General features: G+C 50.6%; 10 protein-coding genes. 4 read left to right on the plus strand and 6 right to left on the minus strand.

The window, feature by feature from the left end:
* The first annotated feature begins 4 nt into the window (after positions 1-4).
* Positions 5-718 (plus strand): NnrU family protein, encoded by a 714-nt coding sequence (locus tag H6F88_RS10035; RefSeq protein ID WP_190642693.1) that lies wholly within the window; start codon positions 5-7, stop codon positions 716-718.
* Positions 719-761: 43 nt separating this feature from the next.
* Complete coding sequence (locus H6F88_RS10040) at positions 762-1,118, plus strand: thioredoxin domain-containing protein (protein ID WP_190642618.1); 357 nt, start codon at positions 762-764, stop codon at positions 1,116-1,118.
* On the opposite strand, the gene recJ is transcribed toward H6F88_RS10040, so the two are convergent.
* The 5 genes from recJ to H6F88_RS10065 all read right to left on the minus strand — a co-directional run bounded on the left by recJ (position 1,106) and on the right by H6F88_RS10065 (position 10,601).
* Entirely contained in the window at positions 1,106-3,469 is a 2,364-nt protein-coding gene (gene recJ / locus H6F88_RS10045; protein ID WP_190642619.1) for a single-stranded-DNA-specific exonuclease RecJ, read from the minus strand. The genes H6F88_RS10040 and recJ overlap by 13 nt on opposite strands.
* A gap of 22 nt (positions 3,470-3,491) precedes the next feature.
* Positions 3,492-5,105, minus strand: coding sequence for a rhomboid family intramembrane serine protease (locus H6F88_RS10050; RefSeq protein ID WP_190642620.1), 1,614 nt, complete (start codon positions 5,103-5,105; stop codon positions 3,492-3,494).
* An 86-nt stretch (positions 5,106-5,191) separates the two neighbouring features.
* Entirely contained in the window at positions 5,192-6,772 is a 1,581-nt protein-coding gene (locus tag H6F88_RS10055; RefSeq protein ID WP_190642621.1) for an HlyD family efflux transporter periplasmic adaptor subunit, read from the minus strand.
* A 77-nt stretch (positions 6,773-6,849) separates the two neighbouring features.
* Positions 6,850-9,837, minus strand: coding sequence for a type I secretion system permease/ATPase (locus H6F88_RS10060; protein ID WP_190642622.1), 2,988 nt, complete (start codon positions 9,835-9,837; stop codon positions 6,850-6,852).
* Complete coding sequence (locus H6F88_RS10065) at positions 9,834-10,601, minus strand: peptidylprolyl isomerase (RefSeq protein WP_190642623.1); 768 nt, start codon at positions 10,599-10,601, stop codon at positions 9,834-9,836. The genes H6F88_RS10060 and H6F88_RS10065 overlap by 4 nt, the downstream gene beginning before the upstream one ends.
* A 570-nt stretch (positions 10,602-11,171) precedes the next feature.
* Here H6F88_RS10065 and purL point away from each other — a divergent pair.
* Both purL and purF read left to right on the plus strand, forming a co-directional pair.
* Entirely contained in the window at positions 11,172-13,571 is a 2,400-nt protein-coding gene (gene purL, locus H6F88_RS10070) for a phosphoribosylformylglycinamidine synthase subunit PurL (RefSeq protein ID WP_190642624.1), read from the plus strand.
* Positions 13,572-13,904: 333 nt separating this feature from the next.
* Complete coding sequence (gene purF / locus H6F88_RS10075; protein WP_190642625.1) at positions 13,905-15,470, plus strand: amidophosphoribosyltransferase; 1,566 nt, start codon at positions 13,905-13,907, stop codon at positions 15,468-15,470.
* Positions 15,471-15,857: 387 nt separating this feature from the next.
* Here the strand turns inward: purF and glgP are convergent, their stop codons facing one another.
* Complete coding sequence (gene glgP, locus H6F88_RS10080; protein ID WP_190642626.1) at positions 15,858-18,071, minus strand: alpha-glucan family phosphorylase; 2,214 nt, start codon at positions 18,069-18,071, stop codon at positions 15,858-15,860.
* Between the last annotated feature and the right edge of the window lie 298 nt (positions 18,072-18,369).

An 18,369-nucleotide genomic window follows, 5' to 3' on the forward strand; every position in this document is an offset into this window, starting at 1 on the left:
GGCTATGTCTAACGAATGGCTAACGCCCAGTCATTTTGTGATTTTGGGGCTATTGTTTGGTTTTGCGATCGCCCATAGTGGTTTGGCGGCATTGCGCCCTCGTGCTGAGAAACTAGTTGGTGCAAGGCTCTACCGCGTTTTTTTTGCGCTGGTTAGTTTGCCCTTAGCGATAGTTCTGATTATTTACTTTATTAATCACCGCTATGACGGGTTACAGCTTTGGCAATTGCAGGGCATTCCCGGTGTAGAAATTGCTGTATGGACACTTTCGGCAATTTCTTTTATCTTTCTCTACCCAGCAACTTTTAATTTGCTGGAAATTGCGGCAATTCAAAAACCCCAGGTGCATCTGTTTGAAACCGGGATTATTCGGATTACTCGCCACCCTCAAATGGTTGGACAGGTAATTTGGTGTGTCGCCCATGCACTTTGGCTAGGTACGACGTTTATGCTGGTTACATCGGCTGGGCTAATTTTGCATCATCTATTTGGTGTATGGCATGGCGATCGCCGTCTACAGGCCCGCTACGGCGAATCTTTTGAAACCTTAAAATCTCGAACTTCGATTATGCCCTTTCTGGCGATTTTTCAAGGGCGGCAAACCCTTGATATTAAAGAGTTCCTTAAGCCTGCATACGTGGGTATAGTAGTTTTTGTGCTGTTACTTTGGTGGGCACATCCAATTTTGATCCGTGCGACAGGGAGCATAGGCTGGTAGCATGATCCCAAAGCGGACTTTAAACAAGAAATTTAGAGGGATCATGGTGCTAGCTGTTACTGAAAAAACATTTAAAGAAGAAGTTTTAACTGCCTCGACTCCTGTTGTGGTCAATTTCTGGGCCCCTTGGTGCGGACTGTGTCGCTTGATCAACCCAATGCTGATTAAGTGTCAAAGTGAATGCGGTGCTGAAATCAAGTTAGTAAGTATAAATGCAGATGAAAATCTAAAGCTAGCTAACACCTATCGGCTTACAACTCTGCCAACCGTCATTGTGTTTGCAGGTGGTAAGGTGCTGCATCGGCTAGATAAATTCCGTAATCGCGATGATCTGCGGATTGCTGCTGACGACCTGCAAATGACCTTAGATGCGATCACGAGCTATAGCTATACGGCTTGAGCCTGCCCAAGGCGCTCGGTTTGCTGAGCGACGGATTGAATCACGGGAAGGGGAATTTCGTAGAAATACTGCTGACGGAATTGCTCTTCCTGAACGGCTGAGAGAAATTGAGCGGTAACTTGAGTCGTTTGCTGGTCTGAGCTTGCTCCTTGCGATGCTTGCCAGGTAATCTGAAAACCCTGGTCTGAGGAAGTCACCTCAAACCCTAGTGCTTTCAAACATTTGAACCCAATTTGAAGGCTGCGATCGCCGATCCCTAATTTTTCGTGAAGTTGCTTGCGAGTAGCGGTTTGTCCAGTACGGCTGAGGTACTTGGCAATTCCGACAAGCTGCTGCCAGATTTGGGAGGGTTGTTGCTGGCTGGGAGGAGGATAGGCAATCGCCAGCTTGCGGTTTTCCTGTAGCGCTCTACGAAACCAAAATTGCATTTCAGTCCAACTGCTGGGGCAGTGCGTTATTTGTAGCGGATTGTTGTCTAGCTCTAGCCCCTGTAGGTTTTTCCCTTGCCGCCAATCTAGAATCCAGTTTGCTAGGACGGTGGCGTTAATTGGGCTGTCTCCAATGCGAGGGCGAAGAGCGATCAGTCGAATCTCATATCGCTTTTTGTAAGTGTTGTAGTCTAGCTCGGCAATCGCATCACACCGCTCGGGTGGAATTTCGTCTCGGTAATGCTCCCACCAAATTCCTGGAAAGCTCTGGTCAGTCGAATCATCACAGATATCAAACTCAGTTTTGATATAGCGAATTTTGCGCCCTTTCCAGTCCTTGATATTTTGGTTCCTGACATTTCTAAACCAGCAGTTTAGCAGGAGCAGCCTGGGAATTGGGTTTCCCATCCCGTAAGGCTCTAGAAGCTTGAGTTCCCGAAAGAGATCCTTGCCTAGTTCTGCCACTGTTACGGTCAGGTCAGCCCGAATAACGGCAGAAATGGACTCATTGCCAAACTGCTGCCGAAACTGGCGGTTAATCGCTTCGGTAAACAGAGGAAGATTTTGAACGGGTAGACTCAATCCTGCTGCGTAGGGATGCCCACCAAAACTGGTTAGCAGGTGTGACTGTTCCTTAACCAACTGGTACAGATCAATTTGATTGACGGAGCGGGCTGAACCCCTCGCGATCGCTCCTTCTGGTGTAACTGATGTAACTGCTTCTAAATCAGTAGATTCAGTGGTTAAAAGAATGGTGGGACGACCGTAGGTTTGAGCAATTTGACCTGCTACCAATCCCAGCACACCGACCGGCCATTGAGGATCAGCCAGTACAATTACGCTAGTGGTAGAGAGGTCAATTTGGGCTAAGCGGGCAGTCACTTGCTGCAGCAAGTCCTTTTGCAGGGCTTTGCGGCGGGCGTTAGCTAGCTCTGTTTCTTCTGCCAGGTAGCGACAACGCTCTGCATCTTGGCTGGTCAGCAGTTCAACCCCAAATCGGGCATCTCCATGAATGCGGCTGATAGCGTTGATCCGAGGGCCAATGCCAAAGGAAATGTCGGTGGGGCGATCGCCACTGCGCTTACAAAGTTCTAAAAGCCGAGCAATTCCAGGGCGAGCAGGAGCAGCTTGAGTATTTTTTTGAAGCTGCTCAATGCCTCGTTGCGCCAGATAACGACAGTCTCCTGTCAATTGAACCAGGTCAGCAATCAGCCCGATCGCGACCAAATCTAATAACCCTTCTAAGGGGCGATCGGGGTTTGGTAGGGTCTGGTAGAGTGCCTCGATTAGCTTATAGCTAACTGCTACACCAGAGAGATGCGCGAGCGGATGCTCTGGGGGAAAGTAGCGGGGATTAATGATGGCGGTGACGGGGGGGCGATCTCTGGGCAAAGTGTGATGATCGGTGACAATCACATCGATTTCCAAGTTTTTGGCGTATTCGAGTTCAGGCAAATTAGTGCTACCCGTGTCACAGGTAACGATCAGATGGCAGTTTTGCGCTGCTAGAGCATCAATTCCATGGAGCGATAAGCCGTGCGACTCAGTCAGGCGATTGGGAATAAAGTAGGTAAGCTGCTTATCCTGTGGAAAGAATTGCCCCAAGCCATCCCACAGAACTGCCGTGGCGGTGATGCCGTCAGCGTCAAAGTCTCCCCAAATGGCGATCGCTTCTTCCTGTTCGTAAGCTTGCCGCAGCCGCTCAACTGCTCGATGCATTTCCTGCCCAAACTCAAACGGGCTAGTCGGCTGGTACAAATCGGGGTTAACAAAGCCTGCTACTTGCTCAGGATCTTGGATTCCTCGCTGCCAGAGCAGTTGAGCCGCATATCCTGATAGCCCGGCAGCGCATTGATTGACTGCTTGCACAAAGGCAGTGGGCAATTCAGCGACGGGTTGGACTTGCCACTGAGGTTCAGGCATGACATACAGCTCTACTCAAGATTTACTCAGAATGTATCGACGTTGGCTTTGTGACGGGGGTAGCGACCGCCAGGAGGCTACCGACTAGAAAACCTAACCCTAAGCCCGAAATATGCCCGACAAAACTAACCTGTGGGGTCGCCAGGTCGAACACAATCTGTAGCCCAATGATAAACAAAACGGTTCGCAGGCGTTTTGCAGCAACTCTAGCTTTTTCTCGATACCAACCTTGCAGCAAAATTGCCCCGATCGCTCCTAGCAACCCCATGATTGCACCTGATGCACCCACGACAATTTGATTCGAGGAACCGAGCTTAACCGCCAACCAGGAGACGACCAGCATGGAGCCTACGCCGCTAAAGAAGTAAGTTAGCAAGAATTTTTTGCTGCCCAGAGAAGCTTCTGCAATCGTGCCAAGAAAATATAGCCCGACCATGTTCATTAGCAGGTGGGCAACACCGTAGTGTAGGAAAGTTGCAGTGAGCAATCGCCACCATTCCCCGGCAAAAACAACTGCTGGTACTAGCGCCCCGAGTTGACGAAGCGTCTCTAAATCTTCGCTGCCGCCCTGCCAGATTTCCACAGCAAAGATGGCTACATTTGCTGCAATTAAAGTGTAGGTTGCATAGGCTTTGCTTTTAAGAAATGCAGTGCCGCCATACCTCGACTCTTGCTGAATATCTGTTGCAATGCGCGAAAGAACTTGCTTTGAGATTTGGCTCAGCGCTTGATCAGGATCAGCCAGAGGATGAGACAGTCTCCAGGCGATCGCATTCCTCAAAACTGCATCGCTGCGATCGCTCAGCGCCAATAGGCGTTGCCTTGCTTCAGAACCGTTTCCTGCTGCTAGTTCAGCCGTCGCCAACCAAAACTCACGAACGTTAGGCGGATGCGTTGCCAAAGCATCGTCAAAGACTTGTTGCACTTGCTCAGGCTGCCCCCCAAAAGCCAGGGCAAACATTCTTACTAGATTCAACGTGACGGGATCTGCGCGTCGGGGCGATCGCTGCTCAAACCGTTCCAACTCCTGAATCAACTGCTCCAGGTTCCCTGTCTCTCCTAAAGCGCGTAAATAACAAACAGCCAGGGTCGGTTCATTCAACGCTTTTTGCTGAAAGTTTTGCGCAACCCAACTCAGCAATTCGTCCCAACGGGCACTAATTCGATACAGCAAAGTTATAGCGGTTCGCCCCGTCAAAGTTTTGGTAGATCCGTAGCGATCAAAGATTTGACTTGCTTCTTCCAGCTTGCCTTGATGTCCTAGCTCCAGCCCCCGTAAGAGCTGCGGGTATTCAAACAGACCGTCAGTCGGGTGGAGCCAGCGCAGTCCCATTGCTAGCCTACGCGCTTGACTATACCGTTCTTGGGAAACCAAACGGTTGACTTGAGCAAACCCTACAATCGGCAGCAGGATCAACAATGCCCACAAACCGCCGCTGACAAAACCAGCCCAGCTAGGTGCAACGTAATATGCCCCAGCCAGCACCAACAGGATGATTGCTGAGACGATCACCCAACCGCGAGGCAAACGCGAGGCACGCAGCAGTAGCAGAATGCAGGAAAAGCTAACAAGCTGGATGAGGATGACGTTTAGATCCATAGGGCTGAGAAATAGGGCGATCGCACGGTTGAGCAATCATCTTGACCTAAAAATGAGAAAACTGGGGAGGAGGTTGACAAAATCCTCTCCCCAGTCGAAGGCTAAAATCTTGATTGAAGGGTTTAACGCACCGTTCTGAGGCTATTCACCTTGTCAGCAAATAGTTCCGTAAAGATGCTCATGACAGTACGCTGTCGTACTTTGATGTTAACCGTCACAGACATCCCTGATTGCAGTGCAATTTCTCGACCCCCAACATTAAGTGCCTGTTCCTCTAGCCGAATTTTGGCAGGGAAAGTGTAGAACGGTGTAATTTCAGTTGGAGGCAGTGCGTCTGAGCCGATCCAAACCAGTTCACCTTCGATGTCGCCAAATTCGCTGTAGGGGAAGGAGTCAATTCGGACGTCAACTTCCTGGTTTTCCCCTACAAAGCCGATATCTTGGTTGGTGATGGTGACTTTGGCAATGAGAGAGTCATCCGGCACAATTTTAAGAATGGGTTCAGGGGCACCCTGATTCACCACGCCTTGAATTTGAGTTTGTAGGTCAAAGACAACGCCATCAACCGGGGCGCGAAGCTCCTGATATCTCAGGTTTAGTTCTGTTTGGCTAAGCTGACTGTCGATGTCGGCAATTTGCTTTTCGTTCTCAACGATCGCCTTGTTCAATTCACTGTTGATGGTCGCGATCTGCTTGTCGTTATCTGAGATGCGAGACAACAACTCGGTGCTGGAGACCGCCATTGTGTTTTGAAGCTGTTGTTGAGCCTCAGCTATTGCCAACTCCAATCGTGCCTTCTCCTGAGCCAACCGATTGACTTCGGCTCGGGCATTGAGTACCTCTTGCTCTTGCCGAGTTTTTTGGAGCCGTCCGATTGCGCCTTCTTCCACGAGAGGCGCAATGTCGCCTAAAATTGCCTGGTCAATGGCTAGACTTTGTTGAGCCGCTGCTAGTTGAATGTCAACCTGGTTATATTCACGCTGACTCTGCAAAAGCTGTAGCTGTGCGGCTGCGGTACGAGAGTCAGCTTCAGCGGCGATCGCCTGAAGTCGTTCCTGCTGCTCAGGAGTCAGGTTAGCACCTGCGCTAGAGCCCCGTAGCTGTGACCGATACAAATTATTCTCTGCAACCAGAGCAGCCCGATTTTCAGTTAACGACAGAATTTCGGCAGGTAAATCAACGCCTTCATCGGGTGAAGCTTGGGTCGCGCCGCTTAGTTGAGCCCGATAAAACCGAACTTCTTGAGCTAGAGAATTACGAACTTGCTGAAGCGATCGCCGTTGTGCCTCGGCGGCGGTTGGGTCAAGACGTACCAGCAGTTCTCCTTTTTCTACCCGCTGCCCATCTTCAACCAAAACCTCCTCAACCACACCGCCAACAGGCACTTCCACTTCCTGCACACTGCCCTGAGGTTCGAGTTTACCCGTTGCTGGCACAGCCTCTTCAATTTTGGCAACGGAAGCCCAGATCACAACGAAGGTTGTGACGCTGACAATTCCCCAAACAATAGCGCGTGACCAAACTGAGGTTTGCTGTAACACGACAGGCTGGTCAAATGCCTCAGTTCGAGTTGCCTGGTTGGTTCCTGAACCGTTTGCTTTTGCTTTAGGTTGAGCCGGAGCCGAGCCATTAGGAGAAGTCAGAGCAAACGACGGCTGAGTTTTAGCTCCGTTGTGTCCGTTGGTGGTGTGAGACTTAGTCATAGGGATTACTGGGTTGCGGTTGGCGGCAGAGTAGGTAAAGGCTGGAGTATGAGGAATAGAAGGTGAAGGGCAGTCGATTAAAGCTCAGCTTCTTGCTGTTGATAGAGACAGTAATAGCGTCCTTTCAGTGCCATCAGTTCATCATGGGTGCCCAATTCGACGACCGCCCCTTTATCCATGAGTAGGATGTTGTCGGCATTTTTGATTGTGGTGAGGCGGTGAGTAATGAAGAAAACTGTGCGCCCCCGGAAAGCTTCTGCTAGGTTCAAGCAGACTCGACGCTCGGAGTCGTAGTCTAGAGCGCTGGTCGCTTCGTCTAAAATCAGCATGCGTGGGTTTTGCAGGACGGTACGGGCGATCGCAATTCGCTGTCGCTGTCCACCCGATAGTGCCGAGCCCCGTTCTCCGACGCGGGTGTTGTAGCCATTTGGTAGACTCATGATAAATTCGTGGGCGGCAGCGACCTTGGCAGCTTCGATAATTTCTTCGGCTGAGGCATCTGGGCAGGTCAGGGCAATGTTTTCCTGAACCGAGCCGTCAAACAGCAGCGTATCCTGCGGCACGATACCGATTTGCCGTCTGAGCGAGTAAAGTTCCACTTTGCTGATGTCATACCCGTCGATCATGATCCGACCTGATTCCAGGTCATAGAGACGAGGCAAAAGTTTCATCAAGGTGCTTTTACCGGAACCGCTCTGCCCGACCACACCGACAAACACGCCTGCTGGAAACTCTACCTTGACGTTGCAAAGCTGGAGCGGACCACTGGGACCAAACCGGAAAGAAACATCATCAAACTCAACCGCTCCCTTGATTGCAGGCATGGGAATGTTCAGGCGATCGACTTCATTCGCTTCGGGAGCTGCATCTACGATGTCGCTTAAGCGTTCCAAAGATAAAGCCGTTTCCTGGAAGTTTTGCCAGAGTTGCGCTAGTCGCAACAGAGGGCTGGTAACGTATCCAGCAATGATGCGGAAAGCAATCAATTGACCGAGGGTGAGTTCTCCCTGAAGGACCAGGTAAGCCCCTACCCACAGCACCAACAGTCCAGACAGTTGGTTGAGGAAGTTGCTAGTTGATCCGGCAGTAGTTGAAGTGAGGACGGTTTTGAAGCCAGCACTGACGTAACGGGCATAACGCTGTTGCCACTGCCAGCGCGATCGCAACTCCATATTTTGCGCCTTCACCGTCTGAATGCCTGACACCACCTCTACTAGGTAGGACTGCGTTTCAGCGTTTCGCTCTGCCTTTACCCGAAGCTGCTGCCGAATCAGCGGCGAAGCCACCATCGCCAGCAAGACAAATAGTGGAATCGTTGCCAGCGACACCAGCGACAGCAGCCAGCTGTAGATAAACATGACGACGATGTAAATCACCGAAAAGACGGCATCTAGCACCACCGTTAAAGCCGTTCCGGTAAGGAATTGGCGAATGTTTTCTAGCTCGTTGATTCGAGTTGCCAGTTCACCTACAGGTCGCCGTTCAAAATAACGCAGGGGTAAACGCAGCAGGTGGTCGATGATCTCAGAACCGAGTGTCATGTCGATCCGGTTCGTTGTATCAACAAACAGGTAGGTTCGCAGACTGGTGAGAACTGCCTCAAACACTGCCAAAACTAGCAGGAAGACTCCCAACACCTGAAGCGTATCGACGCTGTTTTGCACGATCACCTTGTCGATGATCACCTGAATCATCAGCGGGTTTGCTAGAGCAAAAAGCTGCACAAAGAAGGAAGCAATAAACACTTCCAGCAGGACTTTACGATGCTTGTAGAGCGAGGGCAAAAACCATTTCAAGCTAAACCGCTGCTGGGGTGTTTGCTTGGTGGGTTTAAGCAGCAGGATCTGACCCTGTTCTCCCCAAGTTTCAGCGAAGTCGCTGGGTTTGCGCCGAATAATGCCAATTTCTGGCACCGCAATCACCAATTCTCGTTCGCTTGCCGCGTAGAGTAGGGCATAACTGTCCTGCCACTGAAATAAGGCTGGGGGTTCGAGACGACCGATCGCACTTGCAGGTGCGGTCACAAGCTGAGCATTCAGCCCCATTAATTCTGCAACTGCGCCACACAGATCGAGTGAAAGACTGCCGGTTCGCTCTACCTGGCTAACCAACACGCGCTGAATCACATCCTTACGGAAAGGAATGTTGAGATGACGGCTGACCATTTGCAGGCAAGCCATCGTACTGTCGAGTGGGCCACGCCCTCGCACAAAAGGATATTTGTCTGGCTGTAAGGGTTTATTGCTGTTGGAGCGAATGTGGGGGTCCGCTTCTTGCGGACGATCGGGCGCGTACGGAATCTCTAGTTCTTCGGTGATGATGGCTTCGACGTTGATCTCTTGAGGGATGCTAGAGTCAGTTAGCAATTCGTCAAAGTGCTGGAAGCCAACAATCCGTGCGGGTTCAGAACCTGTCACCTCAACGTAAGAGAGGTTGTCTTCGGGTTCAAGACGGCTGCCAATCGGGAAACCCGCGATCGCCCCACCGCCGCTGACTAACCAGAGCCGGTTATTACCCAACTGGCTCCAGGGAGTGATTCCCGGAGGCAAATTAGTCACGGCAGCATCCGGCAATACTTTTAGAGTCAGATCTTTGAGGATGGTATCGCCATTTGCCTGGCGATGCAGTTCTGCCCCGAGCAGGTCAAAGGCTTCAACGGATTGACACTGTGTCTGGAAGTAGGCAGCGACGATCGGCTGCTCTTCTATCAGGGCCAGAAAATTTGCAGCAGGTAGTGTCAGGCAAATCGTTTCAACGGAGGCGATCGCTGTCTCACAAGGTACGCCGCGCACCAACCCAACCCAGCCCAGAACTGCTCCAGGCTGCGCCAGTTCTAGGGTGACCGGGCGTTGAGTGCGAGGATCATAGGCTAGTGAGCGAGCCTGACCTTGATAGAGAATGGCAACCTGGGCTGGCATCTTATCGCGTACCAGAATTGCCTGCCCCATTCGATAGCGCAGGAGTTGAAACTGGCTCGCCAGTACCCCAAGCTCAAAGGGCGGCAGCTTGCCAAACGGGGTAACGGTCGAGAGAAATTCTTGAACGGAGGTTTTGGTATAAGTCATGGGGCAACAGGAGTTGCGTTATCGCTGGGGGACGAAGAACCGGAGGAAAGGGAACCTAACTGAGCTAGCTGCTCTTGCAGCCAAGTGGTAAAGCATTCGTTTAACAAACGGCGACGCATCGGGTCGTCTAGCTGGGCGGGGATAAATTTCTCTAGCCGGACAATCACTAGCCACTCGCCTACTCGCGTCGGTGCCCACAGTTGACCGGGTTGGCTAACTGAGAGCATTTGGGCAAGCGTTGGGTGAGGCACACTTAGCTCTACCGGACCGATCATGCCGTCTGTTTGAGCTTCTGGACCTTGTGAGTAATCACGGGCCAATTCGGCAAAGGATTGTTCTCCCTCTAACACTCGAAAGTAAAGCTCTTGAGCGATTCCCAAATCTTGAGTACGAATCAGGGAGTAAATGACTCGGTCAAGCTGTCCTTTACGCGTCAAAAAATAGGATTCTAGCTTTGGACCCCAAGTCGCTTGCTTAAACTTCTCGACCCTCAACCCTCGGGTTGCTAAGGCTTCTAGCTGTTCCTGGGTCATGCCATAACGCCCTAACCATGCTTTTAGCGCTTCCTCAGAATTAATCTGGTTTTGGGCGTAAAACTGTTCGCAAGCAGTGGTCTTCTCTTCGTCAGTGCAGGTGATGCGAGCGATCGCCTGTTCGATGAGAAGTTCCTGAAGAAACTGTGGCAGCATTTGGTAGCCTGCTAACAGCGACAGGAGTTCTTCAGCTTCAATAGAGCGATCCCCAACTTTTAGAACTACAGTCATTTCAGCAAGTCTCTTAGAGGTTTTGTCTTAGAGGGGGTATTCTAGAAATCTTGTTTCAGAGATCTAGGATCAATCTCAGTGCTTAGCTTGCCCAAAAGTTCATTCTGATTCTAAATCAGTGCCTAAAGGCGTTAGGAACACGTTAATAATCTCTACCTAAATTGCTCTTTCAAGCTAGCTGCTGATTAGCGTCTTGTAAGTATGAATAAGTAAGAAGTAGAGATAGCCTTACCTTTTCTAATACTTATTCTGACTATTTCTGACTTTGCTCCAACTACTGGAATTTCGGATGAGCTAGGCTAACCTAATCCTGACTAAACTCAAACACACTAGTTCCTCGTCGTATAAAAAATTGACAATCGCAACAGCTATACCTTAAGCAAACATCCTAAATATTGATTGATAGAGCTGGGCAGAGCGAAATGAGCCTATCTGCACGTCAGATGGCTCTCCTGAGAATAGGGCAGATTTGCCTTTCTACCCAGTCCAGTTAATCATCAATTAATCTCATGATTCCGGAAGTTCGATTAACTGCTATAGAATTGATACCTGATTTATCTTGAGGTGCTTATGTCTGCTGTCTCGCCTTTGCCCTCACCTCAGGAAATTGCTGCGGAGGGGCTGAAGCCGGAAGAATACGAGGAAATTGTAGCTCGTCTAGGACGACACCCAAATCGTGCCGAACTGGGCATGTTTGGCGTGATGTGGTCAGAACACTGCTGCTACAAGAACTCACGCCCCCTGCTCAAGCAATTTCCGACAGAAGGGCAGCGTATCCTGGTTGGTCCAGGTGAGAATGCAGGCGTAGTGGATTTAGGAAACGGACTGCAACTGGCCTTCAAGATCGAATCTCATAACCACCCTTCCGCTGTGGAGCCATTTCAAGGTGCTGCAACGGGGGTTGGCGGCATTCTGCGCGACATTTTTACGATGGGGGCACGTCCGATCGCCATCCTCAACTCACTCCGATTTGGCGATTTGGCAGACAGTAGAACCCGCAGACTCTTTTCAGGTGTGGTTTCGGGCATTGCTCATTATGGCAACTGCGTTGGAGTGCCAACGGTCGGCGGAGAGGTGTATTTTGACCCAGCCTATTCGGGCAATCCGCTCGTCAATGCAATGGCGCTGGGTCTGATGGAAACGGCTGAGATTGTCAAATCGGGTGCGTCGGGCGTTGGTAATCCGGTTCTCTATGTGGGTTCTACAACGGGGCGAGATGGTATGGGTGGAGCCAGTTTTGCCAGTGCCGAATTGAGTGACGAATCTGAAGCAGATCGCCCCGCTGTTCAAGTTGGCGATCCATTTTTGGAAAAATCTCTGATTGAAGCCTGCTTGGAGGCATTTAAGACTGGAGCAGTTGTCGCTGCTCAGGATATGGGTGCGGCTGGAATTACCTGCTCTACTTCAGAGATGGCGGCAAAAGGGGGGGTGGGCATTGAGCTTGACCTCGACCAAATTCCTGTCCGGGAAACGGGAATGGTGCCGTATGAATATTTGCTGTCTGAGTCTCAGGAGCGAATGCTGTTTGTTGCCCATAAAGGGCGAGAGCAGGAGCTAATTGAGATTTTTCAGCGCTGGGGACTCCAAGCTGTTGTGGCTGGAACTGTAATCGCTGAGCCGATTGTGCGGATTTTGTTTGAAGGGGAGGTCGCAGCTGAAATTCCGGCAACCGCTTTGGCAGACAATACGCCCATTTACCATCGAGAATTGCTGGCAGAGCCGCCAGATTATGCTCGTCAAGCCTGGATGTGGAGCGAGGCATCACTGCCAGCGTGTTCAATAAAGGGAATTGCAATCGCCAACTCATCCACAGCCCAAAATTCTCTAAGCTGGACTGAAGTGTTATTCCAGCTACTAGAAACGCCCACGATCGCTTCCAAGCGCTGGGTCTATCACCAATACGATCACCAAGTACAAAACAATACTGTTCTCCTTCCTGGTGGTGCCGATGCTGCTGTTATCCGCATTCGCCCTCAAGAACCGCTAGAAGGCAGCAAAGCAATTCCTGAAAATGGCTCCTCATCCCTCCCCTCTCATCCTTTATCCTTCCAGACCGGTGTTGCTGCGACCGTAGATTGCAATGCCCGCTACGTCTACCTGCACCCCTATGAGGGGGCGAAAGCCGCCGTTGCTGAAGCAGCCCGAAATTTAAGCTGTGTAGGTGCAGAGCCGTTAGCGGTGACCGATAATCTCAACTTTGGTAGTCCTGAGAAGCCCATTGGCTATTGGCAGCTAGCTGAAGCCTGCCGGGGATTAGCCGAAGCCTGCCGCGAATTTGCTACCCCTGTAACCGGAGGAAATGTTTCGCTTTATAACGAAACGCTCGATTCAGAGGGCAAGCCTCAGGCGATTTATCCCACGCCTGTTGTCGGCATGGTAGGGCTCATTCCTGAGCTGAGCAAAATTTGTGGACAGGGATGGCAGGCAGAAGGAGATTTGATCTATCTGTTGGGGGTACCTGTGAATTCAGATTCTGGGGTCACTCTGGGTGGTTCGGAATATCTGGCGGCAATTCACAATACCGTTGCAGGGATGCCACCTGCTGTAGATTTTGCGCTGGAGCGGCAGGTACAGACGGCTTGCCGGGAGGGAATTCGTCAGGGGTGGGTGAAGTCAGCCCACGATTGCGCGGAAGGTGGGTTGGCGATCGCCCTTGCTGAGTCTTGCATCAGCGGTCGTCTTGGAGCCGACGTTCACCTGCCTGTTGGTGAGGCTGAAATTCCCCATCGCTGGGATACCCTGCTGTTTGGAGAAGGTGGCGCGAGGATTGTGATTTCTGTTCCAGCGATTCACAAAGCAGAGTGGGAATCCTATTTAACCAAGAACTTGGATCAGAATTGGCAGCAAATTGGGCAAGTCAGCGGAACAACTCTCCAGGTAATGGCGGACGGTTCCAACTTAATCAGCGCTAGGATTGAGGAGATGGGCGATCGCTGGCTCAATGCTATCGAGCGGCGTTTAACCACCTGATCAGCTTCAGTAAAGGCTTCCGGGTAACGCAGCATGAGAGTTTTCATTTACTGGTAATGCAGACCTCCGGCATTGAGCTGGAAGAATCTTGGTGGGTAGAGTGTCAACGATACATACATTTCAACCCTTTTCTGCATCAATGTAAGCCCAACGAAACAGATATGAATGGTTAACTAAAAGCTGTTTACGTTACCGTTAATCTATGGGATTGTTAAGGAAACGTTAATTTGTAAACATTAATCCACTTCTTTACTACCGTGGGTAGTTACATCTCGTAGCATTTATTTAGTATTCAACAAAATTCGCTAACTCAACCAGGAGCCAAATCCTCGCATGATGCCTAATCCTGCTGATCGTCCATCTTCGGGTGAAGATTCTGACTTGTCCCTTGCTACTTCCGCTGGTTTGACCCGACCAGACAAACCAGAAGAAGCCTGTGGCGTGTTTGGGGTTTATGCACCTGGTGAAGATGTTGCGAAGTTGACTTACTTTGGGCTGTACGCGCTCCAGCATCGTGGACAAGAATCTGCTGGAATTGCCACGTTTGAAGGCGATCGTGTGCATCTGCATAAGGATATGGGACTGGTTTCTCAAGTATTTAACGAAACCACTCTGGGCGATTTGCCTGGCGATTTGGCTGTAGGGCATACTCGCTACTCCACGACTGGCTCTAGTCGAGTTGTGAATGCCCAACCCGCCGTGGTGGAGACTCGGCTGGGTTCATTAGCGCTGGCTCATAACGGTAATTTGGTCAATACACCAGCCCTGCGAGAAGAGTTGCTGAGATCTAAGTTCAACCTGATCACCACGACCGACTCAGAAATGATTGCCTTTGCGATCGCTGAAGAGGTTAACGCGGGCAAAGATTGGCTAGAAGGCTCAATTAGTGCTTTTAACCGCTGTCAGGGAGCATTTAGCTTGGCGATCGCCACTCCAGACGGCATCATGGGTGTGCGCGACCCTAACGGCATTCGTCCGCTGGTTATTGGCACCCTGAATGATCCTGAATCAGAGGCTCCCCAGCGCTATGTTTTGTCTTCAGAAACCTGTGGGCTAGACATCATCGGCGCAGAATATTTGCGTGACGTTGAGCCAGGGGAACTAGTGTGGATCACCGAGCAAGGGCTAGCTTCTTTCCATTGGGCACCCAAGGTCAAGCGTAAACTGTGCATTTTTGAAATGATTTACTTTGCCCGCCCCGATAGCGTTGTAAATGATGAAAGCCTTTACAGCTATCGGTTGCGGTTGGGTAAACAACTGGCGATCGAATCTCCTGCTGATGTCGATATGATCCTGGGAGTGCCTGACTCTGGAATTCCGGCGGCGATCGGTTTTTCACAAGAATCCAAGATCCCCTACGCAGAAGGATTAATCAAAAACCGCTACGTCGGAAGAACCTTCATTCAGCCCACCCAGAGTATGAGAGAGTCTGGCATTCGGATGAAGCTGAATCCGCTCAAGGATGTGTTAGTCGGTAAGCGAATTCTAATTGTGGATGATTCGCTCGTTCGGGGTACCACTAGCCGCAAAATTGTGAAAGCGTTGCGTGAAGCTGGGGCGATCGAAGTTCACATGCGAATTTCTTCCCCACCTGTAACTCATCCTTGCTTTTATGGCATCGATACAGATAGCCAGGATCAACTAATTGCTGCAACCAAATCGGTAGAAGAAATTCGTGAGCAGATTGGTGTAGATTCCCTAGCCTATCTGACTTGGGATGGAATGTTAGAAGCGACCGAGCAAGACAAGGAAAGCTTTTGCTCAGCTTGCTTTACAGGTGACTATCCCGTGCAGATTCCAGAGATGGTCAAGCGATCGAAGTTGATGCTAGAGAAGAATGTTCCGGCAGAGCAGCCTGTTTTGCCTGAGAAAGCAATTCCGGCTTCAACTTCGGTGTAGGGCAGCTTTTGCATTACCGCTGTAGCCGTACAGGTTAGGACAAAGAAGGGAGGGCACCCCGCTGCGCGGGGTGCCCTCCCTTCTTTGGTAAGTGGGTATGACTGGCACTATAAAAAAGGGACAACATTACATTTAGATGTTGTCCCTACAAAAATAACCCTACGTTTAACGTGAGTTCGGGATAAGAAATCGTCAGAACCCCTGATTTTTCGTACCTCATTTCGTTGCAGTGAATCAAGCTATTGTCAGCAAGGTCCACAGATGCAATTTTTCTCAATAAACAACCTTATTGAGAAGAGCCTACAGCAATACCCTTTGCCTAAAGCCTTTTATACCAAACCTTGCAGCGTTTAGCTTAACCCGAACTCACGTTACGTTTAAACGTCTCTAAGAAGGAACGCTGGCTAAAATCGGCTCCATGTGGATAGGCGCACCAGGGGCGTACATCTTGGCCACATAATCGGCAATCATGCGATCGGTGTTAAACACAGGTGCATTTGTGCGGATTGAGGCTTTCATCATCTGCACCCAGCCATGCGGAACGCCGTTCTCATCCTGGTCATAGTAGAGCGGCACGATTTCCTGCTCCATCAACTGATATAGAGATTCAGAATCGATTTGATCCTGCAAATCTTGGTCGCTGGTGTGAGCGTCTTCGCCGATCGCCCATCCATTAATGCCCTTACCGTTTGCGTCTACCTGGTAGCCTTCACACCACCAGCCGTCTAACACGCTGCAATTGATGCCGCCGTTAAAGCAAACTTTCTGACCGCTGGTGCCTGATGCTTCTAGCGGACGACGAGGATTGTTTAGCCAGACATCGACTCCCTGCACCAGCTTTTGGGCGGTGAAGATATCGTAGTCTTCCACAAACGCAACTCGGTTTTGCAAGGCAGGATGTTTGCACCATTCCATCAGTCGTTGAATGATGCGTTTGCCTTCCTCGTCGGCAGGATGTGCTTTGCCCGAAAAGACAATTTGAATGGGGCGCTCTGGGTTGCCAAATAGGCGAATTGCCCGCTCAAAGTCGCGCAGCAGTAAAGCTCCACGCTTGTAAGGGCTAAATCGACGGGCAAAGCCAATCGTCAGTACTTTGGGATCAAGTAGATGATCGGTTGCCTGGATCAGCCCCTGATCTTCACCCCGTAGCTGCCGTGCATGTTTGATCTTGAAACGGGTATGGGCAACCAGACGGTCTTTGAGAATCTGGTGACGATGCCACAGTTCCTCATCCGGCACCTGATCTACCTTTGCCCACATTTGTGGGTCGACGACATGGCTAGACCAGTCTTCTCCCATGTATTGGGCGTAAAGGTCAGCCAGCAAGGGGGCTGTCCAGGTGCGCGCATGAACGCCGTTTGTGATGTGACCAATTGGAACTTTGTCTTCAGGGCGATTGGGATAGAGAATCGTCCACATCTTGCGCGATACCTGACCATGCAATTCGCTTACGCCATTGGCAGCACGGGTCAGACGCAGTGCTAGAACGGTCATGCCAAACGGTTCCCAAGGATCGCCTAAGCGCCGTGCGCCCAGTGCCAGGAACTGTTCACGGGAAAGCCCTAGTTCTTGCCAGTAGTGAGCAAAGTAGGAATCGATCAAGTCAGCAGAGAATACGTCATGCCCCGCAGGAACGGGCGTATGAGTGGTGAAGATGGAGCGATCGCGTACCGACGCTTCTACGTCGTAGAAGGATTTGCCCGTACGCTGAATTTCCAGCTTTGCCACTTCCAGCAAGCAAAAAGCAGCGTGTCCTTCATTCAAATGATAAACCGAAGGCTCGATTCCCAGAGCTTGTAGTGCCCGGACACCGCCGATCCCCAGTAGCACTTCTTGGGCGATCCGGGTTTCCTGGTTGCCACCATAGAGGTGTCCAGTAAGCCAGCGATCAATCGGATCATTGTCTTCTCGGTCGGTATCTAACAGGTAAAGGCTGACGCGCCCCACCTGCACCCGCCAAATTTGCGCTCTAACGAGTCGCTGGCGAACCTGTAGCTCAATCGTGATGGCTGATCCCTGGTCATTGAGCATTAGCTCCAGGGGCAGTTTCTCAAACTGGTTATCTACGTAATAGTCTTCCTGCCAACCGCTGCGGCTCAGCCGTTGCCGAAAGTAGCCCTGACGATAAAGCAGCCCTAATCCTACCAGTGGTACGCCCAGGTCAGCGGCTGATTTGAGGTGATCCCCAGCCAGAATGCCTAGACCGCCTGAGTAGATGGGCAGCGACTCATGCAGACCAAACTCGGCGCAAAAATAGGCTACGGGATGTTCTTGAGAAATCTGGGGCGCGACTCGATTAGCCCAGGTGTTGCGCTCTGACATGTATTGGTCAAGCTGAGCAGCCAGGGTTTGCAGTCGCTTGAGATAGGTAGGGTCTTCAGCAACTTGGGTGAGGCGATCGTAGGAAACGGTTTCTAGCAGAGCAACGGGGTTATGACCGCAACGCTGCCATTCCTCTGGGTCGATGTTTTGAAATAGGGAGATTCGATCGCTTGTCCAGCTCCACCAATAGTTGTAAGCCAAATCCGCTAAGCGTTTGAGGGGAAGCGGTAATCTTGCGCCTAATCTGTTAGCAGGCGTTACAGAACTGTCGTTCACCATATCTTTTTTGCTCTCAATACTCTCTGTGCTTCGTTAGACTTCTCTCATCAAAACCGGATTGTGTGAGTCAGGCTGGTTGTTTGGCACGACTTGAACTAGTTTTGCGATCGCCAAGTAGCCTAATTTATTTAGCGCTGAATCAAAACCCTGATGAGTCAAAACGCACTGCAATGAAGTCTACCTACAGGCTGACAGGATTTTGCTTAAAAAGAAGTTTTTTTTACACTCTTTACGGTTTTGCAGACTACAAACTGACTTGATCCTGAATTACTTTTTCAATCTGCAAAGTTTTGAACGC

Source organism: Oculatella sp. FACHB-28, from assembly GCF_014696015.1.
Classification (GTDB): domain Bacteria; phylum Cyanobacteriota; class Cyanobacteriia; order Elainellales; family Elainellaceae; genus JAAUTN01.

Excerpts from the sequence above, each read along its gene's own strand:
- H6F88_RS10035 (WP_190642693.1), top strand. The coding sequence starts at position 5 with ATGTCTAACGAATGGCTAACGCCCAGTCATTTTGTGATTTTGGGGCTA.
- H6F88_RS10040 (WP_190642618.1), top strand. The coding sequence starts at position 762 with ATGGTGCTAGCTGTTACTGAAAAAACATTTAAAGAAGAAGTTTTAACT.
- recJ (WP_190642619.1), bottom strand. The coding sequence starts at position 3,469 with ATGCCTGAACCTCAGTGGCAAGTCCAACCCGTCGCTGAATTGCCCACT.
- H6F88_RS10055 (WP_190642621.1), bottom strand. The coding sequence starts at position 6,772 with ATGACTAAGTCTCACACCACCAACGGACACAACGGAGCTAAAACTCAG.
- H6F88_RS10060 (WP_190642622.1), bottom strand. The coding sequence starts at position 9,837 with ATGACTTATACCAAAACCTCCGTTCAAGAATTTCTCTCGACCGTTACC.
- H6F88_RS10065 (WP_190642623.1), bottom strand. The coding sequence starts at position 10,601 with ATGACTGTAGTTCTAAAAGTTGGGGATCGCTCTATTGAAGCTGAAGAA.
- purL (WP_190642624.1), top strand. The coding sequence starts at position 11,172 with ATGTCTGCTGTCTCGCCTTTGCCCTCACCTCAGGAAATTGCTGCGGAG.
- purF (WP_190642625.1), top strand. The coding sequence starts at position 13,905 with ATGATGCCTAATCCTGCTGATCGTCCATCTTCGGGTGAAGATTCTGAC.
- glgP (WP_190642626.1), bottom strand. The coding sequence starts at position 18,071 with ATGGTGAACGACAGTTCTGTAACGCCTGCTAACAGATTAGGCGCAAGA.